This is a genomic window from Actinomadura sp. KC06, assembly GCF_004348735.1.
Taxonomy (GTDB): domain Bacteria; phylum Actinomycetota; class Actinomycetes; order Streptosporangiales; family Streptosporangiaceae; genus Spirillospora.
The window spans coordinates 1-22,010 of sequence record NZ_SMKT01000004.1; the positions used below are offsets into that span (position 1 = coordinate 1).

At 72.1% G+C, this 22,010-nt stretch carries 23 protein-coding genes; 7 read left to right on the forward strand and 16 right to left on the reverse strand.

Annotated features, from left to right (window positions below):
* Positions 1-593, forward strand: a 593-nt coding sequence (locus E1287_RS02315; RefSeq protein ID WP_131963077.1) for an aminoglycoside phosphotransferase family protein, incomplete at its 5' end; no start/stop codon positions are given.
* A gap of 10 nt (positions 594-603) precedes the next feature.
* On the opposite strand, the gene tsaD is transcribed toward E1287_RS02315, so the two are convergent.
* The 8 genes from tsaD to E1287_RS02355 form a co-directional block, all read right to left on the reverse strand.
* Complete coding sequence (tsaD, locus tag E1287_RS02320) at positions 604-1,635, reverse strand: tRNA (adenosine(37)-N6)-threonylcarbamoyltransferase complex transferase subunit TsaD (RefSeq protein WP_131963232.1); 1,032 nt, start codon at positions 1,633-1,635, stop codon at positions 604-606.
* The gene (rimI, locus tag E1287_RS02325) at positions 1,635-2,144 is read right to left on the reverse strand and encodes a ribosomal protein S18-alanine N-acetyltransferase (protein WP_279502867.1); all 510 of its coding nucleotides are present in this window, start codon (positions 2,142-2,144) and stop codon (positions 1,635-1,637) included. The genes tsaD and rimI overlap by 1 nt, the downstream gene beginning before the upstream one ends.
* On the reverse strand, positions 2,141-2,821 hold the full coding sequence (tsaB, locus tag E1287_RS02330) for a tRNA (adenosine(37)-N6)-threonylcarbamoyltransferase complex dimerization subunit type 1 TsaB (RefSeq protein ID WP_131963079.1): 681 nt from the start codon (positions 2,819-2,821) through the stop codon (positions 2,141-2,143). Before tsaB ends, rimI begins: the two co-directional genes overlap by 4 nt.
* Positions 2,822-2,887: 66 nt before the next feature.
* Positions 2,888-3,913 carry a hypothetical protein gene (locus E1287_RS02335; protein ID WP_131963081.1) on the reverse strand — a complete coding sequence of 342 codons (1,026 nt, stop codon included), beginning with the start codon at positions 3,911-3,913 and terminating at the stop codon, positions 2,888-2,890.
* Between the two features lie 129 nt (positions 3,914-4,042).
* Positions 4,043-4,474 (reverse strand): tRNA (adenosine(37)-N6)-threonylcarbamoyltransferase complex ATPase subunit type 1 TsaE, encoded by a 432-nt coding sequence (tsaE, locus tag E1287_RS02340; RefSeq protein WP_131963234.1) that lies wholly within the window; start codon positions 4,472-4,474, stop codon positions 4,043-4,045.
* Between the two features lie 35 nt (positions 4,475-4,509).
* Entirely contained in the window at positions 4,510-5,583 is a 1,074-nt protein-coding gene (locus tag E1287_RS02345; RefSeq protein ID WP_131963083.1) for an alpha/beta hydrolase, read from the reverse strand.
* A gap of 9 nt (positions 5,584-5,592) precedes the next feature.
* Positions 5,593-6,717, reverse strand: coding sequence for an alanine racemase (gene alr / locus E1287_RS02350; protein WP_131963085.1), 1,125 nt, complete (start codon positions 6,715-6,717; stop codon positions 5,593-5,595).
* Between the two features lie 129 nt (positions 6,718-6,846).
* On the reverse strand, positions 6,847-8,337 hold the full coding sequence (locus E1287_RS02355; protein ID WP_131963087.1) for an NAD(P)H-hydrate dehydratase: 1,491 nt from the start codon (positions 8,335-8,337) through the stop codon (positions 6,847-6,849).
* Positions 8,338-8,592: 255 nt separating this feature from the next.
* Between E1287_RS02355 and E1287_RS02360 the strand changes: the two genes are divergently transcribed.
* The 3 genes from E1287_RS02360 (at position 8,593) to E1287_RS02370 (ending at position 10,168) form a co-directional block, all read left to right on the forward strand.
* Positions 8,593-9,453: a helix-turn-helix transcriptional regulator gene (locus E1287_RS02360; protein ID WP_131963089.1), complete on the forward strand. Its 861-nt coding sequence runs from the start codon at positions 8,593-8,595 to the stop codon at positions 9,451-9,453.
* A 39-nt stretch (positions 9,454-9,492) separates the two neighbouring features.
* Positions 9,493-9,714, forward strand: a complete 222-nt coding sequence (locus E1287_RS02365) for a DUF397 domain-containing protein (RefSeq protein WP_131963091.1) — start codon at positions 9,493-9,495, stop codon at positions 9,712-9,714.
* A gap of 247 nt (positions 9,715-9,961) precedes the next feature.
* Entirely contained in the window at positions 9,962-10,168 is a 207-nt protein-coding gene (locus E1287_RS02370) for a DUF397 domain-containing protein (RefSeq protein WP_131963093.1), read from the forward strand.
* Between the two features lie 93 nt (positions 10,169-10,261).
* Here E1287_RS02370 and E1287_RS02375 read toward each other — a convergent pair whose 3' ends face one another.
* From E1287_RS02375 to glmS, 3 genes are all read right to left on the reverse strand, one after another.
* Positions 10,262-11,287 (reverse strand): ABC transporter permease, encoded by a 1,026-nt coding sequence (locus tag E1287_RS02375; RefSeq protein ID WP_131963095.1) that lies wholly within the window; start codon positions 11,285-11,287, stop codon positions 10,262-10,264.
* A gap of 7 nt (positions 11,288-11,294) precedes the next feature.
* Positions 11,295-12,311: an ABC transporter ATP-binding protein gene (locus E1287_RS02380; RefSeq protein ID WP_131963097.1), complete on the reverse strand. Its 1,017-nt coding sequence runs from the start codon at positions 12,309-12,311 to the stop codon at positions 11,295-11,297.
* Between the two features lie 99 nt (positions 12,312-12,410).
* Entirely contained in the window at positions 12,411-14,285 is a 1,875-nt protein-coding gene (gene glmS, locus E1287_RS02385) for a glutamine--fructose-6-phosphate transaminase (isomerizing) (protein ID WP_131963099.1), read from the reverse strand.
* 122 nt (positions 14,286-14,407) lie between these two features.
* On the opposite strand from glmS, the gene coaA reads away from it, so the two are divergent.
* The gene (coaA, locus tag E1287_RS02390) at positions 14,408-15,349 is read left to right on the forward strand and encodes a type I pantothenate kinase (RefSeq protein ID WP_131963101.1); all 942 of its coding nucleotides are present in this window, start codon (positions 14,408-14,410) and stop codon (positions 15,347-15,349) included.
* 88 nt (positions 15,350-15,437) lie between these two features.
* Positions 15,438-16,637 (forward strand): agmatinase family protein, encoded by a 1,200-nt coding sequence (locus E1287_RS02395; protein WP_131963103.1) that lies wholly within the window; start codon positions 15,438-15,440, stop codon positions 16,635-16,637.
* A 15-nt stretch (positions 16,638-16,652) separates the two neighbouring features.
* Here the strand turns inward: E1287_RS02395 and E1287_RS02400 are convergent, their stop codons facing one another.
* Positions 16,653-18,029 (reverse strand): alkaline phosphatase PhoX, encoded by a 1,377-nt coding sequence (locus E1287_RS02400; RefSeq protein WP_131963105.1) that lies wholly within the window; start codon positions 18,027-18,029, stop codon positions 16,653-16,655.
* A 215-nt stretch (positions 18,030-18,244) separates the two neighbouring features.
* Between E1287_RS02400 and E1287_RS02405 the strand changes: the two genes are divergently transcribed.
* Entirely contained in the window at positions 18,245-18,442 is a 198-nt protein-coding gene (locus E1287_RS02405; RefSeq protein ID WP_131963107.1) for a hypothetical protein, read from the forward strand.
* 19 nt (positions 18,443-18,461) lie between these two features.
* Here E1287_RS02405 and E1287_RS02410 read toward each other — a convergent pair whose 3' ends face one another.
* The 4 genes from E1287_RS02410 to E1287_RS02425 are packed head-to-tail and all read right to left on the reverse strand — an operon-like array spanning position 18,462 to position 21,975.
* Positions 18,462-19,178, reverse strand: coding sequence for an ABC transporter permease (locus E1287_RS02410; RefSeq protein ID WP_131963109.1), 717 nt, complete (start codon positions 19,176-19,178; stop codon positions 18,462-18,464).
* Positions 19,175-20,086, reverse strand: a complete 912-nt coding sequence (locus E1287_RS02415) for an ABC transporter ATP-binding protein (protein ID WP_131963111.1) — start codon at positions 20,084-20,086, stop codon at positions 19,175-19,177. Before E1287_RS02415 ends, E1287_RS02410 begins: the two co-directional genes overlap by 4 nt.
* A gap of 51 nt (positions 20,087-20,137) precedes the next feature.
* A complete protein-coding gene (locus E1287_RS02420; RefSeq protein WP_131963113.1) occupies positions 20,138-21,016 on the reverse strand; it encodes an ABC transporter permease in 879 nt (292 codons plus the stop codon).
* Entirely contained in the window at positions 21,013-21,975 is a 963-nt protein-coding gene (locus E1287_RS02425) for an ABC transporter ATP-binding protein (protein WP_131963115.1), read from the reverse strand. The genes E1287_RS02420 and E1287_RS02425 overlap by 4 nt, the downstream gene beginning before the upstream one ends.
* Positions 21,976-22,010: the final 35 nt, after the last annotated feature.

Consider the following 22,010-nt stretch of genomic DNA (forward strand, 5'->3'; position numbering starts at 1 on the left):
CCTACTGCGACGTCCCCGCGCTGCTCATCACCCGCCTCACCGGCCACCCGCCGCGCCCGTCCCCCGACGATCTGCCCGAGTACCTCATCCAGCTGGCGGCCGCGCTGCTGTCGGTGCACACGCTGAACGGCGCGTCCACGATGCCGCCGTACGTCCCGCACAACCGGCTGGACGAGCGCTGCCCGCCCAAGCACGCGCACCGCCCCGACCTGTGGGAACGCGCCTACGAGATCGCGGCCCGGCCCGCTCCGGAGGCGCCCGCCCGGTTCATCCACCGCGACTACCACGCCGACAACACGCTGTGGTCCTACGGCAAGCTCACCGGCGTGGTCGACTGGTCGGACGCCTCGTCCGGGCCCATCGCCGTCGACATCGCCCACATGCGCCGCGGCCTCGCCCTCCGCTACGGGCCCGGCATCGCCGACCGCTTCCTCTGCGCGTTCGACCAGGTCTCCGGCGGCTACCCGCACGACCCCTACTGGGACGTCCGCAGCCTCCTCGACCTCCTCCCCGAAGACCACACGCGCGTCATAGACGAAGCCCAGGTCCCCCTCTACGAGGACTACCTCTCCAAGCTCCTGGCCGACTGCTGAGGCCAGGGCTTCAGAGCAGGACGGACTCGATCGGGAGGCTCGAATCGGCCGGGAGTTCGAGGGCGGACGGGGACGCCCCGGCGGCGAGGAGCTCGGAGCCCAGCGCGGCGACCATCGCGCCGTTGTCGGTGCAGAGCTTCGGGCGCGGGACGCGCAGCCGCACCCCCGCCCGCTCGCAGCGTTCCGCCGCGAGCGCCCGCAGCCGCGAGTTGGCCGCGACGCCGCCGCCGATCAGCAGGTCGTGGACGCCGTTGTCCTTGCAGACCTTCAGCGCCTTCTGCGTCAGGACGTCCACGACGGCCTCCTGGAAGGACGCCGCCACGTCCGCGACCGGGACCGGCTCGCCCGCGCGCTCCTTGGCCTCCACCCAGCGCGCCACCGCCGTCTTCAGGCCGGAGAACGAGAAGTCGTAGGTGCCGTCGTTGTACTTGCCGCGCGGGAACGCGATCGCGGCCGGGTCGCCGTCGCGGGCCATCCGGTCGATGACCGGGCCGCCCGGGAAGCCGAGGTCGAGGACGCGGGCGACCTTGTCGAACGCCTCACCGGCCGCGTCGTCCACCGTGGCGCCGAGGGAGCGGACGTCGCCCGTCACGTCCGGCACCAGCAGCAGCGACGAGTGCCCGCCCGACACCAGCAGCGCCACGCACGGCTTCGGCAGCGGGCCGTGTTCGAGCTGGTCGGCGCACACGTGCGCGGCCAGGTGGTTGACGCCGTACAGCGGCTTGCCGAGCGACAGCGCGTACGCCTTCGCGGCGGCGACGCCGACCATCAGCGCGCCCGGCAGGCCGGGCCCGGCCGTGACGGCGAACGCGTCGACGTCGGTGAACGCCACGCCCGCGTCGGCGAGGGCCCGCTCGATCGTCGGCGCCATCGCCTCCAGATGGGCGCGGGACGCGACCTCGGGCACCACGCCGCCGAACCGGGCGTGCTCGTCGACGCTGGACGCGATCGCGTCCGCGAGGAGGGTGTGGCCGCGCACGATCCCGACGCCGGTCTCGTCGCAGGACGTCTCGATGCCGAGCACCAGCGGCTCGTCCGAAATCACGTGTTCTCCCTGGTGAAGCCCATCGGCGGACGGTCGCGGAGCTTGCGGCACATGACGATCGCGTCCACGTCGGAGGGCTGGTAGTAGCGCTTGCGGATGCCGACCTCGTCGAAGCCGAACCGCTCGTACAGGCGGCGGGCCGCGGCGTTGTCGGCGCGGACCTCCAGGAACACCGCCTCGCTGCCCCGGCGGGCGGCCTCGTCCAGCAGCTCGGCGAGCAGCGCGGCGCCGACGCCCGACTTGCGCTGGTCGGCGCGGACGCCGATCGTCTGCACGTCGGCCTGCCCGCCGGCCGCGGCGAGGCCCGCGTAGCCGACGATCTCGCCGCCGGGCGCCTCCGCGACGACGTAGTGGCGCGTCCGCGGCTGGTCGGCGAGCTCGCCGGTGAGCATGTCCTCGCTCCACGCGTCCTCGGGGAACAGCGACTGCTCCAGCAGGTGGACGGTGGGGACGTCCGCGCCGGACATCGCCCGCAGGACGATGCGTCCCGTTTCGTGCGGGCTCACGCCCGTGTCACCTTCTTGCGCGGGCCCGGTTCCTTCGCGTCCGGACGGCGGAGGTAGAGCGGCTCGGGCGGCAGGAGGTCCGGGCCTTTCAGCCCGGCCAGGCGCGCGACGGCCAGCTCCGCGAGCGCGCCCGCGGTGGGCAGCAGCGGCTCGTGCCCCGGCTCGCCGAAGATCTCCGGGTACAGGGCGGCTCCCTCGCCGACGACGGGCAGGCCGTGCGGCGCCCCGTCCAGGACGTCGGCGGGCGGGCCCACGGCAGGCGCCGTGGCGCGCGCGCGGAACGAGTGGTACCGCGCCCAGTAGAGCTCTTTGCGGCGGGCGTCCGTGGCGACGGCGAACGGCTCGTCCCGTCCGGTGGCCCAGGCGATGATGTCGAGCGTGCAGATGCCGTGCACCGGGATGCTGAGCGCTTCGCCCATGGAACGGGCGGTGACCAGCCCGACGCGCAATCCCGTGTAGGGGCCCGGCCCGACGCCTACGGCGATGGCGCTGAGATCGTCCGGTGCGGCGCCCGCCTCCGCCATCACGTTCGCGATGGACGGGGTCAGCAGCTCCGTGTGCCTGCGCCGGTCGACCGCTTCGGCCGCGCCGCGCCGCACGGCGCCCTCACCGGGTGTCCATTCGTAAAGCGCCACGGTGATCGCGGCGGTCGCGGTGTCGAAAGCCAAGACCAGCACGGGTTGTAAGCCTACAGGTCCCGTCCGGTGTGACGCCTGTCAGGCGACGGGTCAGATGACACAGGGTCAGGACTGGTTGAGGCCCTGGATCACGGCCTTCGCCACGTCGACGGCGCCGTCTCTGGCGCGCTGCGACGGCAGGGGGTCGCCGTCGTCCGAGCCGGAGTAGTGGATGGTGATGAGGACGTTGCCCAGCCGGACGTTGCCGATCGCCTCGCCCGAGCCCTGCCCGTCGTCGACGCTGTAGACGACGTACCCGTCGTCACCGACATCGGTGAGGCGGACCTTGTCGGTGAGCTCCTGGCCCGCGAGGAGCCCCTTGCCGGACTCGTCGGCGGCCCGTTCCGAGGTGAACTTGGCGCGGGCGGCGTCGGTGGGTGTCTGGGCCCCGGCGGCGGGGATCGCGCGGAGCTCGATGGTCAGCTGGCGCTTGGCGTCGCCCGCGTAGGCGCCCCACACGCACTGGTTCTGCTGGTCGTCGCCCTGGTAGTTGTCGGCCTCGGTGCGCGCGGCGCCGGGCGCGAGCCTGTCGACGAGGTCCTGGCCGACGATCGTGCAGGAGTCGGGGACGGCGGTGCGCTCGCCCTTGGGCATCGGGGCGCTCTCGGTGGCGGCGCTGCCGACGGCCTGGCCGCCGCCGGGGTCGTCGCTCGCCCCGACACCCGTCAGGACGGCGAACACGGCGAGCACGCAGACGCCGATCCCGGCCCCGAGGGCGCCGAGGATGACCGCCCAGCGCCTGCCGTCGCGGCGGCGCTCGCGCACGACGCGGTGGCTGCCGGTGTTGCGGCTCCCGCCGCCGTAGCGGTGCGAGCCGCTGCCCGTCCGGTAGCCGCCGCTGTCGGAGCGGTAGCCCCCGCTGTCGGAGCGGTAGGCCCCGCTGCCCGTGCGGTAGCCGCCGCTGTCGGAGCTGTAGCCGCCGCTGTCTGTGCGGTACGGGTCGCTGCCGGTCTGGTACGGGCCGGTCTCGCTGCGGTACGTCCGGCCGCCGCCCGCGGCCGGCGAGCGGCGCGGGTCATGGGCCGGGTGGCGCGGGTACTCGCCCGCATCTCCCGTGCCGCGGTCACTGCCGCCGCGATGGCTCCCACTCACCGGATCCCAACTCCCGCTGCGAGAATCGATATGTCGCGAACGTGAGGTTCGTTCCGGCAAAGAATACGACATGTCGCCGTAAAGTTGCCCAGCCGGACTGTAAAGGCATCAAGGTTCCCCGAAGGAACCTCAGCCGGCCGCCAGTTCCAGCTCTGACCAGCGACGACCGACCCCGACGAGCCTTACTTCGCGTTCCTCTCCGGGGCCGTCCCCGCGCGAAATGATCAATTCCAGCCGGTCGTCGGCAAGGCCCTCCGCGAGCCCTTCTCCCCATTCCACGATCGTCACCGATTCCTCCACCGAGGCGTCGAGATCGAGATCGTCCAGCTCGGCGAAACCGCCCAGCCGGTAGGCGTCCACGTGCACCAGCGGCGGCCCGCCGGCCAGCGACGGATGCACCCGCGCGATGACGAACGTCGGCGAGGTGATCGGGCCGCGCACCTTCAGGCCCTCGCCGATCCCCTGCGTGAGCGTCGTCTTGCCCGCCCCGAGGTGGCCCGTCATGACGAGCAGGTCGCCGGGACGCAGCAGCCCCGCGAGGCGGACGCCCAGCTCGCGCATGTCCTCCGCCGTGGGCACCCTGATCGTGATCGCGTTCACGCGGTGCGTTCCTCCTCGTACTCCGGCCGGACGCGGTCGATCAGCCGGCGCAGGCCGCCGGTCACCACGCCCGGGTACTCGAGCGGCAGCACGTGCCCGGCCTCCTCCACCTCTACCAGCTCCGCGTCCGGCAGCGCATCGGCGATGCGGCGGGAGTGCCCGGCCGGGGTGAGCCGGTCCTGCCCGCCCGCCAGCACGAGCGTCGGGACGCGTCCGAGGACGTCCAGGCAGGCGATCTTGTCGTGCGCGATCAGCGCCGGATAGAACTCCGCGATCACGTCGATCGGCGTCGCCCTGATCATCTGCTCCAGGAAACCGACGACGGACGGGCTCACCTGCTTGTCCGCGAACGCCATCTTCCGCGTCACGACGAACGCCAGGTCGGCGCCCAGCCCGCGGGCCCGCTCCACCAGGTCGGCCTGGCGGCCGAGGCCGCGCAGCGTCCGCGGCGCCAGCGGCCGGACGACCTTCGCCAGCACCAGCGGCAGCCCCAGCGTCAGCTCCGCCATGTCGCCGCAGGACGTGTTGACCAGCGCCACCCCGACGACCTGCCGCTTGAACAGCTGGGGATGCCGGTCCGCCAGCGCCATGATCGACATGCCGCCCATGGAATGCCCGGCGAGGACGACGGGCTGCTTGCGCCGGACGGTCGCCCTCAGCACCGCGTACAGGTCGTCGCCCGTCTGCTCGATCGTCGCGTTGCGGGGGTCGCCGCGCCCGGACCGGCCGTGGCTGCGCTGGTCCCAGAACACCATCTGGAGCGATCCCTGCAGGTCGCGGCGCTGGTAGTGCCAGGAGTCCTGGTTGAGGGTGTAGCCGTGGCTGAACACGACGGTGAGGTCGGCGTCGTCCGGGCCGTCCACCTCGACGTGCAGCGGGAGGCCGTCGCTCGCCTCGACGGTCAGCTCCCGGCCGCGCAGCTCGCCGAACGGCTCGTCGGCGTCCGGGTCGGGGCGCAGCCGCACCCGGCCGACCGCGACCCGCCGCAGGCCGACGGCCGCCCCCACCCCGGCCGCGCCGACACCCGCGACGGTGCCGGCGATGCCGATCCTGCGCCTGCTGCTGCCCACGCGCGCCTCCTACAGCGCCCCTCCCGGGTACGCCCTCGGTACCCGGGACCCGATGCGGGTGACGATCTCATACGAGATCGTGCCCAGTGCGTCCGCCCACTCCTGCGCCGTCGGCTCGCCCCGGTCGCCCGGCCCGAACAGGACGATCTCGTCGCCCGCCGCGAGCGGGTCGTCGCCGAGGTCGATGACGAACTGGTCCATGCAGACGCGTCCGGCGATCGTCCGCCGGGCCCCGGCCGCGAGGACCTGCAGCAGGTTCGACCCGTGCCGGGGTATCCCGTCCCCGTACCCGACCGGGACAACGGCCAGGGTCGTCTCCCGCTCGGTGTGGTAGGTGTGGCCGTACGACACGCCGCTGCCTCCCGGGACCCGCTTGACCAGCGCCGCGTCCGCCACCAGCGTCATCGCGGGACGCAGCCCGAACGTGCCGAGCGCCGGTATGGGCGTCAGCCCGTACATCGCGATACCCGGACGGACCAGGTCGAACCTGGCCTCGGGCACCGTCAGCGCTCCCGCCGAGTTCGCCAGGTGCCGGACCTCGAACCGCGCCCCGGCCTCCTCGGCGTACGCCGTCATCTCGGTGAACGCGCCGATCTGCGCCGCGATGGACGGGTGGCCGGGCTCGTCCGCGCAGGCGAAGTGGGACATGACGCCCACCACGTGCACCCGTCCGGACGCCTCCGCCTTGAGGGCGGCGTCGACGAGCTCCTCCCAGTCGCGGCCGCGGACCCCGCCGCGCGACATGCCCGTGTCGGCCTTCAGGTGGATGCGCGCCGCGCGTCCGGCCTGCTCCGCCGCCTGGACGACCTCCTCAAGCAGCCACCCGGCGCCGACGGTCAGGTCGATGTCGCGGGCGACGGCCTCCTCGTAGGGCTCGCCGGGCACGCCGACGCACACCAGCGTCCGGACGGTGAAGCCCGCGTCCCGCAGCCGCAGCGCCTCGCCCAGCTTCGCGACCCCCAGCCAGGAGGCGCCGCCGGCGAGCGCGGCCCCGGCGGCCTCGGCCAGGCCGTGCCCGTACGCCTCGGCCTTGACCATGGCCATGACCTCGGCGCCCCCCGCGCGCTCGCGCAGCAGACCGACATTGCCGGCGATCGCGCCGAGATCGACACGCGCCTCCGCTGGAACGTTCATGCCCATCAGTCTGCCGCCCTCAATGCCATGCCCGGGGCATCACGGCCCAGGTCATGGCCAGTCCGGCCCGTCAGGGAGCGCTCCAACGGCACTCCCTGTCCAATAAGACGCCATTGCCTGTACCCAGGTTCAAGCCGGGCCGACGCCGTGGACGGCGCGAAATGCGGCGGGCAGGGAGCGGATCACGTCGTATGCGGTGATGGGCGCCTCGGGGCCTGGGGACGGGGCGGAGGCAAGGCGGGCGGCGAGGCCGTGGAGGTAGGCGCCGGCGGCGGCCGCGTCCATGGCGGGCAGGCCCCCGGCGAGGAGGGCGCCGATGAGGCCGGACAGGACGTCGCCCGTCCCGGCGGTGGCGAGGCGCGGCGTGCCGGTCGGGTTCACCCGGACGGGACGGTCCTGCTCGGCGACCAGCGTGGTGGAGCCCTTGAGCAGGACGGTCGCGGACAGCTCGGCGGCGGCGCGGCGGACGTGGTCGAGCCGGGCGGCCTCGACGGCGTCGCGGTCACCGCCGATGAGGCGGGCCAGCTCGCCCGCGTGGGGCGTGAGGACGGTCGGCGCGGCGCGGGCGAGGAGGTCGCGGCGGCGGGCCAGGACGGTGAGGCCGTCGGCGTCCACGAGCGCGGGCAGGTCGGTGGTGAGCACGGCCTCCAGCAGCGACTCGGCGGCGTCGCCGGTGCCGAGGCCGGGGCCGACGACCCACGCCTGGACGCGCCCGACGCGTTCGAGGACCTTCGGCTCGTGCGAGCCCGGGTCGATGACCGTGGTGACGGCCTCGGGCCACCGCTGCCGGACGAGCTCGACCGGCCGGGCGACGGACGCGAAGCGGACCATCCCCGCGCCGCCGTGCACCGCGCCGCCCGCGCTGAGCACGGCCGCGCCGGTGAACGCGTCGCCGCCCGCGAGGATGCCGACGACGCCGCGGCGGTACTTGTCGGACTCGGGGCCGGGCTCGGGCGGCCGGACGTCCGCCGGGCGGGGCGCGACGACGTCCGGGTCGGGCAGGTCGGGGCCGAGACCGATGTCGACCAGTTCGACCACGCCGCAGTAGGACGCGCCCGGATCGATCAAGAGGCCCGGCTTGTGCGTCCCGAAGGTGACGGTGACGTCGGCCTCGACCGCGGCGCCCGCGACCTGGCCGGTGCTCGCGTCGACACCGCTCGGGACGTCGCAGGCCACGACGAGGCCCGCGGACTCGGAGGCGAGCGCGGCGTAGCGGGCCTGGGGCTCGCGGAGGCCGCCCGTCCCGCCGATGCCGGTCAGCCCGTCGATGATCAGGTCGGCGCCGGCGATGGCGGCGGCGGCCTCGCCGTCCTGGAGGAGCCGCCCGCCCGCGAGGCGCAGCGACGCCAGCCCCTGCTCATGGATCTTGGAACCCGCCTGGACGACCCGGACGCGGGCGCCGCGCCGGGCGAGCCGCGCGCCCGCGTAGAGGGCGTCGCCGCCGTTGTCGCCGCCGCCGGCGAGCAGGACGACGCGCGACCCGTACACGGCGGGCAGGACGCGGGCGCACACCGCCGCCAGGCCGGCGGCGGCGCGCTGCATCAGGGCGCCGTCCGGAAGCCGGGCCATCAGCGCCCGCTCCGCCGCCCGCACCTTGCCGACCTCGTGCGCGTACCTCATCCGCGGCTCCCCACGTAGCTCACACACTCGTGATCGCACACATGTCGATCACATCCTCAGGGTGCCACGCGAACGCTTTCCGCAACCTCGCGCCCAGGGCATTAGTACCTTGCAGTGCAACTTTCGGTGTCATGTGCGGCCAAGAATGATCGGCCGTAGAATCTTCCACACCCGGTCCGATGTATTCGCATTGCCGCACGCGGGTGCGGCAGAATGCGCCCAGATCAGTCCGCAGGGACTGGAGAGGCCCGAGCAATGAGCACTTCCCGAGGTCCCTCCGTCCGGCAGCGGCGGCTGGCCGCGGAACTCCGCCGGCTCCGCGAGCGGCAGGGACTCACCGGGGACGACGTCGCCGACCGGCTGACCTGGTCCACCGCGAAAGTCTCGCGCATCGAGAACGCGCGGACCGGCGCGAAGATCGGCGATGTGCTGCGGCTCCTCGACCTGTACGAGATCGAGGGCTCGCGCCGCGACGACCTGATCGCGCTGGCGAACGACGCGGCACGGCGCGGATGGTGGGAGGAATACCGCGACCTCCCGAGCTCGCTGGCCGACTTCATCGCGCTGGAGTCCGAGGCCACGGCCGTGCGGGAATGGGGCAGCACCGTGTTCCCCGGCCTCCTCCAGACCGAGAGCTACGCGCGGAATGTGATCGGCGGCTGGAGCGACCTGGCCACCCTGCCCCCGCAGGAACTGGAACGCCGCCTGGACGTGCGAATGCGCCGCCGTGAGGTGCTGCACCGCGCGCATCCGCTGGAACTCTCGGCGGTTCTCGACGAGGCGGTTCTGCAGCGCCGGATCGGCGACCAGAAGGTCATGCGCGAGCAGCTCGAACATCTCTTCCGGATGACGGAGCTTCCGAACGTGACGGTGCAGATACTGCCTTTGAACACGGCACACTCGGTGTTGGCCGAGTCCTTTATCCTGCTGCAATTCTCACCGGTGCACGACATCGTATTCCCTGATATCGTGCACACCGAATCGCTCACGATCAGCCACTTTGCGGAAGAGGCTGTCACTTATATGTACAGGCTTGCCTATAAAAGCCTGGCCGACCAGGCTCTCGACGCCGCCGAGTCGCGGCGGCGCATCATCGAGGCCAGGGATGCCTGGTGAGGGCCCGCAGAGCGGCTCAACCCTTGTGAAAGGCACCGAGTGTCCCGTTTCGCCACTCCTGCTCCACAATGGAGGAGAAGCGCCCACTGCGGGGCGAGCAACACATGCGTCGAAGTCGCCTCATTGGTCGGTTCGTCCGATTTCATTGGTGCGCGCGACGCCAAGTACGGCACGCAGAGCCCGGTCCTGTCGTTCTCCCAGGGAGAGTGGCGGGTGTTCGTCGAACGAGCCAAGAAGGGCGAATTCGATTTGGGCCGATGACGTGTGAATGAGCCCCGCCCGGCGCCTCACGAGGGCGCGGTGGGGCAGCGCAGCGAGCGAGCCGGGTCCGCACGGGACTCGGCTCGTAGCCGTCACACCGGAAACTTTGCTCCTTCCTCACCCCGCCGGCCACAAGAGCACCGTCCTGACCCGGGTGTGATCAGCAGTTTTTTGTGATCTTGTTACCTTGTGCTTGGCACCGGCAGCGCGGCCGCGGGCAAATGCAACTTTCGAGGCAGGAGCCGGAATGAGTTTGGTCCATGGGACACCGCCCGCCCGATGGAGAAGGAGCTCCCGATGCGCCACCACCACATGCGTCGAGGTCGCACGCCTCGACGAGGGCGCGATATCCGTACGGGACACCGAGGACGCCGAGACTCGCCTCGCGTTCGACCTCGCTGAATGGCGGGTCTTCGTCCGGGGAGTACGGGACGGCCGTTTCGACCGTCCCTGAAAGCACCCCCGAAAGCGTCCCTGCAAATTTCACTTTACTGAGATTCTCTCAGGGTCGGAGAATTGCGCCCGACGGCGTGCGCATTCCCGATTCTCACGCCACGCGAACGCCGCGTGGCACACGGTGAAGAGGCGTTCGCAAACGGGCCCTGGTGAGGGCGACGGAACCGCCGGCGAGGGCGAGATGAAAGAGCAGTCCGTACTGCCAGACGGACTTCTGGTCGTCCCTCTCGGACCTGTTGTACCCGCCGTACGTGTGCGTTCCGGCGGAACTGTAGACAACGGCGTGCTCGTCCCCGTCGTCGCCCTCGCGGATGTCGCGCACCTCCCGGCTGAGATCGCCGAGCGGGTCGGACGCCGGCGTCCGCTCGTACACCCGGCCGTCGATGACGACCTCCCGCTCGGGCAGCCGCGGCGCGGCGTCCGCGAGCACCACGACCGGGTTCGGGGCGAGCAGCCACCAGACCCGTTCGGTGTGCTCGTTGGTGTGCACGTGGTCGCCGTGGTCCACCCGCTCGGCCGTGAGCGGGACGCCGATCATGTACAGCAGCGCCGTGCCCACGAGCAGCCCGAACACCGTCAGGTACGACATCAGGACGGAGGTGACGCTCCGCGCGAGCAGCGCCGACCACGCCTGCGACACCGCGCAGACCGCGCCGATCAGCAGCGCGATGACCAGCAGGACGACCGCGGCGCGTCCGATGCCGACCGCGCCCTCGACCACCGGCCAGAGCACGCACGGCAGCGTGAGCAGCAGCGTCAGCAGGCCCGTCCCCCAGGCGGCGGCGAGCTTGCCGAGCGCGATCTCGCCGGGCGTGAGCCGGGTGACCTGGAGGGTGGCGAGCGTCCCGCGCTCCCGGTCGCCGTTGATCGACTGGCCGCCGAGCGCCGGGGTGACCAGCAGCGTCAGCACCAGCACCCCGAGCAGGACGCCGCCGAACATCGGCACGCCCTCATGGCCGAACTCGGAGGTGCCGTCGGCCTCCAGCGCCAGCCGCAGCAGCAGCCCGAGCCCGTTCACGATCACGAACCAGACGGCCAGCAGCGTCTTCCAGCGGCCCGTCCGCAGCCGGGTCCTGATCTCCTGCCTGGCCATCAGGCCGACGCCGTGTGCGGTCATGGCCGCCTCACCTCCGGTTCTCGGTCATCGCCAGGTACGCCGATTCGAGCGCGCTGCCCGCGGGCGCGAGGCCGGTGACGGGGACGTCCGCGGCGACCAGTTCGGCCAGCAGCGCGGCGGCCTCGGCCTCGGTGAGCGGGCCGACCTCGGCGCCGCCCGGCAGGCCGGCGGCGGGTTCGAGGCCCGCCCGCCCGTCGAGGACGCGGGCGAGGGTCTCGGCCAGCAGGTCAGGGGTGAGCGACCGGATTCGCCACCGGACGCGGGCCTCCACACCGGTGAGGTCCGCCATCGCGTGGTCGCCGACCGTCCGGCCGTTGTCGACCAGGACGACCCGGTCCGCGATCTCTTCCAGCTCGCTGAGGATGTGGCTCGACACCAGCACCGCGACGCCGTCCGCCGCCAGCGACCGCAGCAGGTCGCGCAGCTCGATCCGGGAGCGGGGGTCGAGGCCGGACGCGGGCTCGTCCAGGAGGAGGACGCGGGGGCGGTGCACCAGCGCGCGGGCCAGCCCGAGCCGCTGTTTCTGCCCGCGCGACAGCGCGTGGACGGGCTGCCCCAGCCGGTCGTCCAGGTGGACGAGGCTGAGCAGCGCCCGGACCCGGCGCGGGCGCTCGTCCTTCGGCAGCCCGTAGGCGTCGGCGAAGAACGCCAGGTACTCGTCCACGGTGAGCTGGTCGTACACGCCGAACGTGTCCGGCATCCAGCCGAGCGCGTCGCGGGCCTCGGCCGGACGCCGCCGCACGTCGTGCCCCGCGATCCGCACCAGGCCGGCGTCGGGCGCCAGCAGCGTCGCGAGGATGAGCAGCAGCGTCGTCTTGCCCGCGCCGTTCGGCCCTACCAGCGCCGTGACCTGCCCGTACGGGACGGTGAGGTCGAGCCCGCCGAGGGCCTGCACGGAGCCGAAGCTCCGCGTCACGCCGCGCGCCTCGATCCCGAACCCGCCATGACCGTCGTGATCGTCATGCTCGTCGGGGTACCGGCGGTCTACTAGGTCGCCGTTCCCGAGGTCGCCGTGTCCTGCCACCCGTCATCCTCCCGACACCGGCCGGTCCCGATCTTCGTGGGACGCGACCCGGCGGCGAAAGGTTCCGGGCAATCCGCGCTATTCGCCCGCCACTCGCGCCTACTCGACCGTGACGGACTTGGCGAGGTTGCGCGGCTGGTCGACGTCGTGGCCCTTCGCCGTGGCTAGCTCGCACGCGAACACCTGCAGCGGGACGGTCGTGACCAGCGGCTGCAGGAGCGTCGGGACGGCCGGGACGCCGATCAGCGTGTCCGCGTACGGCACCACCGACTCGTCGCCTTCCTCGGCGATCACGAGCGTCCGGGCGCCGCGGGCCCGGATCTCCTGGATGTTCGACACGATCTTGTCGTGCAGGACGTCCCGCGCCCGCGGCGGCACGATCACCACGACGGGCAGACCCTCCTCGATCAGCGCGATCGGGCCGTGCTTCAGCTCGCCCGCCGCGAAGCCCTCCGCGTGCATGTACGCGAGCTCCTTGAGCTTGAGCGCGCCCTCCAGCGCGACCGGGAAGCCGACGTGGCGGCCGAGGAACAGCACGCACCGCTCCCCCGCCAGCGACCGGGCCAGTTCCCGGACGGGCTCCATCGTCTCCAGGACCTTCGCGACCTTCTCCGGCATCCGCTCCAGGAGCTGCACCATCGCGAACACCTCGTCCCCCCACTTGGTGCCGCGCACCTGCGCGATGTAGAGGGCGATGAGGTAGACGGCGACGAGCTGCGTGAGGAACGCCTTCGTGGACGCGACCGCGATCTCCGGCCCCGCGTGCGTGTACAGGACGCCGTCGCACTCGCGCGGCAGCGTAGAGCCGTTGACGTTGCAGATCCCGAGGAGCTTCGCCTTCTGCTCCCTGGCGTGCCGGACGGCCATCAGCGCGTCCATCGTCTCGCCCGACTGGGAGATCGCGATGACCAGCGTCGCCGGGGACAGGATCGGGTCGCGGTAGCGGAACTCGCTGGCCAGCTCCACCTCGCACGGCAGCCCCGCCCAGTGCTCGATCGCGTACTTGGCGATCAGCCCGGCGTGGTAGGACGTCCCGCACGCCACGATGATGATCTTGTCGACCTCGCGGAGCTCGCGGTCGGGGATGCGCATCTCGTCCAGGCGGAGGCGGCCGTCCGTGCCGATCCGGCCGAGCAGGGTGTCGGCGACCGCCCGCGGCTGCTCGGCGATCTCCTTGAGCATGAAGTAGTCGTAGCCGCCCTTTTCCGCGGCCGACACGTCCCAGTCGACGTGGTACTCCTGCACCTCGGCGGGACGTCCCTCGAAGTCGGTGATCTCCACCCCGCCGGCGCGCAGCTCGACGACCTGGTCCTGGCCGAGCTCGATCGCGTCGCGGGTGTGCGCGATGAACGCGGCGACGTCGCTGGCGAGGAAGTTCTCCCCGTCGCCGATCCCGACGACCAGCGGCGAGTTCCGGCGGGCGCCGACGACCAGGTCCGGGTCGCCGGTGTGCACCGCGACCAGCGTGAACGCGCCGTCCAGCCGGCGGCAGACGCGGCGCATCGCCTCGGCGAGCCCGCCGCCCGACCCGGCCGTCCCGGCGAGGCCGCCGACGGCCTTCAGCTCGTCCTCCAGCAGGTGCGCGACCGCCTCGGTGTCGGTGTCGGAGGCGAGCCCGTGGCCGCTCTCCTCCAGCTCGGCCCGCAGCTCGGCGAAGTTCTCGATGATCCCGTTGTGGATCACCGCGACGGAGCCGGTGCAGTCGACGTGCGGGTGCGCGTTCCGGTCGTTCGGCGGGCCGTGCGTCGCCCACCGCGTGTGCCCCATCCCGAGCGTCCCGGCGGGCGGCGGCTCCTCGGCCAGGGCGCCCCGGAGGTTCACGAGCTTGCCCGCGCGCTTCGCCGTCGCCAGCTTCCCGTCGGCCAGCACGGCCACCCCGGCCGAGTCGTAGCCGCGGTACTCCAGCCGCGCCAGGCCCTCCACGACCACGTCGAGCGCCGGACGGCCGCCTACGTACCCCACGATTCCGCACATGGCGGCAACTCTATTCGGTGCCCCGACCAGGGCCTACCGCAAGTGGCGTAGTCGGGTGACGCTAACGTGGACGACCGGTGAAAACGCCGTGACCGGCCGAGCCGCCCGGTTACTGTTCAGCCATGACGACCGGATGGGACAGCGTGCCGAGCCCCTACGTGCAACTCTCCCGGGACGCCTGGCGGGCTCTGCGCGAGAACACGCCGCTGCCCCTCACACCCGGCGAACTGGACGCTCTGCGCGGTCTCAAGGACCCGATCGACATCGCGGAGGTCGAGGATGTGTACCTGCCGCTGTCGCGGTTACTGAACCTGTTCTTCCTTTCGGACGGACGGCTCCGCGACACCGTCAGCGGCTTCCTCGGCGGCGAGGTCCAGCCCACCCCGTTCATCATCGGCATCGCGGGCAGCGTCGCCGTCGGCAAGTCCACGACGTCCCGGCTGCTGCGCACGCTGCTCGCCCGGTGGCCCGAGCACCCGACCGTGGAGCTGGTCACCACCGACAGCTTCCTCTACCCGAACGCCGTCCTGTCCGAGCGCGGGATCATGGACCGCAAGGGCTTCCCCGAGTCCTATGACCGGCGCGCCCTCGTCCGGTTCGTGTCGTCGATCAAGTCGGGCGCGGACGAGGCGTCGATCCCGGTGTACTCGCACCTGGAGTACGACATCGTCCCGGGCGCGGCGCAGACCGTCCGGCGCCCCGACATCCTGATCGTCGAGGGGCTGAACGTGCTGCAGGCCCCGCCGCCCGGCGCGCTCGGCGTGTCCGACTTCTTCGACTTCTCCATCTACGTCGACGCCCGGGTCGAGGACATCCGGCAGTGGTACGTCGACCGGCTGTTCGCGCTGCGCCGCACCGCGTTCACCGACCCGCGCTCCTACTTCCACAAGTACGCGATAGAGCTGGACGAGGACGAGACCGCCGCGTTCGCCCAGCGCGTCTGGCGGGACGTCAACGAGATCAACCTCGTCTCCAACATCCTCCCGACCCGCGCCCGCGCCACGCTCGTCCTCCACAAGGACCGCAAGCACGCCGTCCAGCGCGTGCGCCTGCGCCGCATCTGACCGAAGCCCTACCTCGCCTTTGCGCTATCGGCACGCCCACCGGGAAGCAACGCCTGCGTACGCGTGGTCACCCAAGGGAAGGCGCGGCATGGGAGGGCGAGGCGCGGACGAGGATCCGCGGGCCGAACTGGACGGCGAGAAGGCCAAGCACCTGGAGGCGGAGCTCACCGACGACCGGTACCGGGAAGAGCTGCGCCGCACGCACCGGCTCGGTCTCCCCCCGGCTGACTCGATCGAGGACAAGGAACTGGCGTCCACCTTCCAGCGCGGCGAGCTGCCGCACTTCTCCGGGATCAACACGTTCCTGAGGGCGCCGTTCCTGGAGGACGTCAACCGGGTCGGCGAGCACGAGGTCGCCGTGGTGGGCGCGCCGCTCGACACCGGCACCACCTACCGTCCCGGACCGCGGTTCGGGCCGGAGGGGATGCGGCGGATCTCGTCGCTGTACTCGCCGTACTACTTCGAGCAGGGCATCGACCTGCGCGAGCAGCTCGACATGGTGGACGTCGGCGACATCTTCATCACCCCGGCCAACATCGAGAAGGCGTTCGACCAGATCACCAAGGGCGTCGAGCACCTGGTGGCGCACGGGACGTTCCCGGTGGTGCTCGGCGGCGACCACTCGATCGGCTTCCCGACCGCCAGGGGCGTGATGAACGCCTTCGGCAAGAAGATCGGCGTCATCCACTTCGACCGGCACCTGGACACCCAGAAGCGCGACCTCGACGAGCGCATGCACACCACGCCCTTTTACTGGGCCGCGCACGAGCACCACTTCGACCTGGGCAACCTCGTCCAGATCGGGATCGGCGGCTGGCAGGTCCCGCGGCCCGGCGTCGGCACCGTCCGCGACGGCGGCTCGCTGGTGATGACCGCGGAGGACGTCGAGCGGCTCGGCGTGGACAGGACCGCCGACCTCGCCCTGGAGGTGGCCTGGAGCGGCGGCGCCGAGGGCGTGTACCTGTCGTTCGACATCGACGCCGTCGACCCCGGGTTCGCCCCCGGGACGGGCTGGCCGGAGCCCGGCGGCCTGTACCCGCGCGAGGTGCTGAAGCTCGTCCGCCGGTTCGCCGCCGAGGGGCTGCTCGGCATGGAGATGGTCGAGATCTCGCCGCCCTACGACCAGTCGGACGTGACGAGCCTCCTCGGCGTCCGGCTGATCTGCGAGGTCCTGGCGTCGTCGGTGGCGGCGGGCAGGCTCGGCCGGGACCGCGACGGCACGCCGCAGACCGCCCGCGCCCGCGAGATCGAGGAGCGGCGGGCCGCAGCGCGGCGCCGCGACGGCTGACGCCCGGGACGAGGGCTAGCGGCGGTCCCAGGGGCCGGTGATCGCGAAGGTCGTGCCGGGGTCGTAGACGTTCACGAACATCGTCGTCCGGCGGTCGCGGGAGAACGTGACGCCGGCGAACTCGCCCCATTCGGGCTTGCCGTCCGTGCCGATGTTCTGCCTGTTCCGGGCCATCGGATACACCTTGCGCCGGCGCGTCACGCCGTAGACGTGCTGCGCGCCGCCGCCGTCCTCGCAGACCATCAGGCCGCCGTGCGGGGCGAGGCAGATGTTGTCCGGCGACTCGCCCGGCGCCTCCACGTCGGTGTCCGGGCCGAACACGATCACCAGCGTGAGGCGGCCCGCGGACGGCTCGTACGACCACACCTGCCCGAAATGGTCGGCGCCCGACCCCTCCTTCTTGCGGGCGTAGCTCGACACGAAGTAGACGCGGTCGCCGCCCCAGTAGCAGCCCTCCAGCTTCTGCGCGTGCGTGACGCCGCCGGGCCCGAAGTCCTGGAACCGGATGGGCGTCTCCTTGGCGAGCGGGTCGGGCACCGGCAGCCACTCGACGCGGTCGAACACCGTGCCCGGCTTCCGCACGACGGACAGGTCGGGGACGTCGGGGACGCGCAGCGCCTCAAGCCGTCCGCCCGCCCGCAGGCTCCCGGCCCCGCCCTTCGGCTTCTTCGGCAGGAACCGGTAGAAGAGGCCGAACGGCTTCTCGAACGCGTCCTCGGTCTCGTACACGACGCCGTCACGCGGGTCGACGGCGACCGCCTCGTGCTGGAACCGTCCCATCGCGGCCAGCGGTTCCGGGACGGTCCTGTCCCGCCGGTACGGGTCGACCTCGAAGACGAACCCGTGGTCCTTGGCGTAGCCGCCGGTGCCCGCCTTGTCCTCGGTCTCCTCGCAGGTCAGCCAGGTGTGCCACGGCGTGGGGCCGCCCGCGCAGTTCACCGCCGTCCCGGCGATGGCGACGCGTTCGGTGTGCACCCGTCCGGCGCGGTCGACCTCCAGCGCGGTGCAGCCGCCGAGGCCCGCGGGGTCGTAGGTGACGCCCTTGACCGGCGGCACCCGGTGCTCGGCGTCCGGCCGGTTCTCATGGTTCCGGACGAGCCAGGTGCGGTCTCCTGATCCGGCGAACGCCGCCATCCCGTCGGCATGGCTCGGCACCGGCCCCTCCCCGGACCGGAGCGGCTCCCCCTCGCGCGACAGGATCGTGTACTGGAAGCCGCGCGGCAGGTCCAGCACGCCTTTCGGGTCGGGCACCAGCGGCCCGTACCCGTCGCGGCCGCCGACCGGCACGGCGTCGGCGTCCCCCGCGAACAGCTGCTCGACGGCGCCGCTGAAGGCGATCCCCGCCCCCACCGCGCCCGTCCCGGCCAGGAGCCGACGGCGCGAGACTGACATGAGCACACTCCCTGCTGGACGATCGGACCCTCCAGCCCGTTGTAACACGTGCCGTCCGGGCGGGTCTCCCGTCGTCCGCGCGGGTCTCCCGCGTCACGCGCCGTGGCGCGGACCGCCGCGCGGCCTGACGTAGACGGCGAGCCGCTGGGTTCGGGACGCCGCTCGATGCGGCGGCCGGGTCGCCCATGTCCCAGCCGCGCCCGGCGGCCCAGAGGGTGAACGACCGCAGGGCGGAGCGGTGCCGGTTCCTCGCGATCGACGGCGTCGCGGCGCTCGACCACGCCCGCCGGGAGGACGGGACGGACGTGATCCGCGTCCACGTCACGAGCGGGCCGGTGGAGCGGAGCGTCCCCCGGGAGCTGGACGGCCATCCCGTGATCATCGTCGTCACGGGACCCTACGAGGCGCAATGACCGTCCGGTCTTCCGTCCCCTAGTCGGCGCTGGCGACCGTGAGGGAGCGGAGGCGGAATGCCGCCAGGAAGGCGGCCACGGCCGTCACCACGATCAGCAGCGTGATCGCCACGGTCAGGTTGACGGACGACTCGACCGGCGAAGCGCTGGTGAGCGCGTCCGTGACCGACAGGGACCACTGCTGGATGGACGCCGACTTGGCGCCCGGCGCGAAGCTGCCGAGCAGCGACTCCCAGACCAGCGCGTACAGCAGGCCGATCGTGGCGGCGTTGCGGCTCGCGACGCCGAGCGCGACGAACACCGCGCTGTAGGCGACGCCGCCCACCAGGACGCCGACGGTGAACGCGGGCGTCACCTCCGCGGTCGTGCCTACCAGCACCAGCCCCGATAGCAGCGTCGGGACGACCGCGAACACCGTCACCAGGATGATCGCGACGACCAGCTTGGTCAGCACGATCACCTCGCGCGGGATCGGCTTGGTCAGCACGTACATGATCTGGCCGTCGTCGATCTCCGGCCCGATCACGCCCGTGCCGGCGATCAGCGCGAGCAGCGGCAGCAGGGTCGCGAGGCCGAACTGCTGCAGGACGCCCGAGGACACGTCCAGGTCGTTGTTGCCGGTCATCCGCAGGATGGCCGCCAGGACGAGCAGGATCAGCGGCAGTCCCAGCAGGAGCAGCGCACGCTTGCGGCCGAGCATCGACCGGAACGTGATCATCGCGATCGTGGAGTTCATCGGGCCACCAGGTAGGAGAAGACGCTTTCCAGGGACTCGTCCGACGGGGAGACCTCCCACAGCCGCACGTCCGCGTCCCGCGAGACCTGCGGCAGCAGCCAGGTGAAGCGCTGGAAGTCGACGGCCTCGATCTGCAGGCCCTTCTCGGTGAGCTGGACGCTGCGGGCCGAGCCGTCCGCGATGAGCGCGGCGGCGAGCCGCCGGTCGTCGGACGAGCGGACGAGGAAGATGTGCGGCCGGTCGGTCATCAGCCGCCGGATCTTGCGGAAGTCGCCGGACGCGGCGTGCCGCCCCGCGACGATCACCTCGATGTGGGTGGCGAGCCGCTCGACCTCCTCCAGGATGTGCGAGGAGAACAGGATCGTGCGGCCCTCGTCGGCCATCCGGCGGATGAGGTCCATGAGCTGGAGCCGCTGCCGCGGGTCCATGCCGTTGAACGGCTCGTCCAGCAGCAGGACGGGCGGGTCGTGCACCAGCGCGGACGCCATCTTGATGCGCTGCTTCATGCCCTTGGAGTAGTTGCCGATCTGCCGGCCGGCGGCGTAGTCCATCTCGACCAGGCCGATGGCGCGGCGCGCGGCGGCGGCCGGGTCGGGCAGCTTGTGCAGCTTCGCCATCGCGACGATGAACTGCTCGCCGGTGAGGAAGTCGTACGCCGACTCCCGCTCCGGGACGAGGCCGAGATGGCGGTAGACGCCGGGGTTCTGCCAGAGGGGCGTCCCGTCCAGCGTGACGGACCCGGACGACGCCTGCAGGAACCCGCCCATCATGTGGATGAGCGTCGACTTCCCGGCGCCGTTCGGCCCGAGCAGCCCGGTGACGCCCGGCCCGACCTTCATCGACACGCCGTTGACGGCGACGACGTTGCCGTACCAGCGCGAAACCTTGTCCAGAATCAACTCACTCATGCTGTGCTCCCTGTGGGGGGACGACCCCCCACACCCCCCGGTTCGCTTCGCTCATGACAGGCCCGCCTTCCGGAACCGGCGGTACAGAACCGCGATCGAGCCGAGGACGAGGACGGCGCACACCGCCAGGGCGACCACGCCGCCGGTGATGCCTGGCGCGATGCCGGGCGACGCCGAGTCGGCGCCGAGCAGCCGGACCTCGACGATGTCGACCAGGTTGAACGGCGCCAGCAGGCCGATCCAGCCCTGGAGGGTGAAGTTCGTCTCCGCCTCGGCGATGCCCTGGACGGCGCCCGCGACGGCGGTGGGGATCATGTAGGCGGCGATGACCGCGGCGACGCCGAAGCCGCGCCGCGGCGTGAACGCCGCGACCACCATCCCGATCGCGGCGAGGACCAGCGCGTACAGCACGCAGCCGACGAGCCCGCCGAGGTACTTCAGCAGCTGCTCCCCCGAGTCGGGCGCCTTGGTGACCAGCCCGCCGACGTACAGGACGGTGACGGGCACCGCCAGCAGCGCGAACAGCGCGGTCACCATCGCCCCGGCCTTGGCCACGACGAAGTCGAGATGGCCGACCGGACGGGAGAAGTACAGCGGGATGACGTGGAAGCGCACCTCCCGCGAGGCCAGCACCGGCGCCTGCGTGGCCAGGAAGATCGCCACGATGACCTGCATCAGATCCGCGTACTCGGAGTACGGGATCAGCGCGTCCTCCTCGTTGGTGAACGCGAACGCGGCGACCGACCCGGCGGCCGGCAGCAGCATGAGCGCGCCCAGCACGAACGGCATGATCTTCGCCCGCACGGGGCGGCCGAGGCCGAACGCGGCGCGCAGGTTGTGCACGTACAGGGACCGCAGCACGTAGGCGCGGCCGTTGCGGCGCCCGTCGTAGTGCCGGTACCCGATGTCGTGGATCGTGCTCGTGCTCACCGGGACACCTCCTGCGGGACGGTCCCGGCGGCCGGCGGCACGCCCGGCGGCGCCGGCGACTCGGGCCCGGTCTGGAAGACCTCCTCGATGTGGTGGCGGCGCTGCTCCATCCGGATCAGCCGCAGCCCGAGGTCGGCGACGCCGTCGCGGATCAGGTCGTAGGTCGTCTCGCCCGCGATGTCGACGATGAGGAACCGGCCCTCCGGATGGACGGCGGCGCCTCGGTCGTGCAGGTGCTGCCCGAGCTGGTCGCGTCCCTCGTCGACCTCGACGGTGAGGACGCCGCTCGCGGTCGTGTACGCCTCGACGGCCTGGGAGCGCAGCAGCTTCCCGCCGTCGATGATGACCACGTGGTCGCAGACCCGTTCCAGCTCGCCCAGCAGGTGGGACGTGACGAGGACGCTGATCCCGAACTCGGCGCCGATCCGGCGGATGAGGTCGAGCATCTCGTCGCGTCCGGCCGGGTCGAGGCCGTTGGTGGGCTCGTCCAGGAAGACGAGCTTCGGGTCGTGGACGAGGGCCTGGGCGAGCTTCACCCGCTGGCGCATCCCGGTGGAGTAGCCGCCGATGGGGCGGTAGCGCTCCTCGTACAGGCCGACGTGCCGGAGCGTGTCGGCGGCGCGTTCGCGGGCGGCGGTCGGCGGCAGCCCGCACATTCTGGCCATGTGGACGACGAACTCCGTCGCGGACACGTCCGGCGGGAGGCACTCGTACTCGGGCATGAACCCGACGCTCTCGCGGATCCGCAGACCTTCGCGGGCGATGTCGAGGCCGAGCACGGTCGCGGTCCCGGAGGTGGGCGGCATCAGCCCGAGCAGGATCTTGATGAGCGTCGACTTGCCGGCGCCGTTGGCGCCGACCAGCCCGACGACGCCCGGCTCGACGGCCACGGAGAGGTCGTCCAGGGCGGTCACCCGGGGGAACCTCATCGTCAGGCCCTGGGTGGCGATGATCGGCATGGATACGAACCTAGTGGCTGGCGCGTCACGTCACG

Bases quoted from the DNA above. Each gene is read 5' to 3' on its own strand.
- tsaE (WP_131963234.1), bottom strand. From the start codon at position 4,474: ATGCGCGAGCTGGGCGTCCGCCTCGCGGGGCTGCTGCGTCCCGGCGAC.
- E1287_RS02375 (WP_131963095.1), bottom strand. From the start codon at position 11,287: ATGACCGCACACGGCGTCGGCCTGATGGCCAGGCAGGAGATCAGGACC.
- alr (WP_131963085.1), bottom strand. From the start codon at position 6,717: ATGAACGTTCCAGCGGAGGCGCGTGTCGATCTCGGCGCGATCGCCGGC.
- E1287_RS02415 (WP_131963111.1), bottom strand. From the start codon at position 20,086: ATGAGTGAGTTGATTCTGGACAAGGTTTCGCGCTGGTACGGCAACGTC.
- E1287_RS02425 (WP_131963115.1), bottom strand. From the start codon at position 21,975: ATGCCGATCATCGCCACCCAGGGCCTGACGATGAGGTTCCCCCGGGTG.
- E1287_RS02360 (WP_131963089.1), top strand. From the start codon at position 8,593: ATGAGCACTTCCCGAGGTCCCTCCGTCCGGCAGCGGCGGCTGGCCGCG.
- glmS (WP_131963099.1), bottom strand. From the start codon at position 14,285: ATGTGCGGAATCGTGGGGTACGTAGGCGGCCGTCCGGCGCTCGACGTG.
- E1287_RS02400 (WP_131963105.1), bottom strand. From the start codon at position 18,029: ATGTCAGTCTCGCGCCGTCGGCTCCTGGCCGGGACGGGCGCGGTGGGG.
- coaA (WP_131963101.1), top strand. From the start codon at position 14,408: ATGACGACCGGATGGGACAGCGTGCCGAGCCCCTACGTGCAACTCTCC.
- E1287_RS02395 (WP_131963103.1), top strand. From the start codon at position 15,438: ATGGGAGGGCGAGGCGCGGACGAGGATCCGCGGGCCGAACTGGACGGC.
- E1287_RS02370 (WP_131963093.1), top strand. From the start codon at position 9,962: ATGAGTTTGGTCCATGGGACACCGCCCGCCCGATGGAGAAGGAGCTCC.
- E1287_RS02410 (WP_131963109.1), bottom strand. From the start codon at position 19,178: ATGAACTCCACGATCGCGATGATCACGTTCCGGTCGATGCTCGGCCGC.
- E1287_RS02355 (WP_131963087.1), bottom strand. From the start codon at position 8,337: ATGAGGTACGCGCACGAGGTCGGCAAGGTGCGGGCGGCGGAGCGGGCG.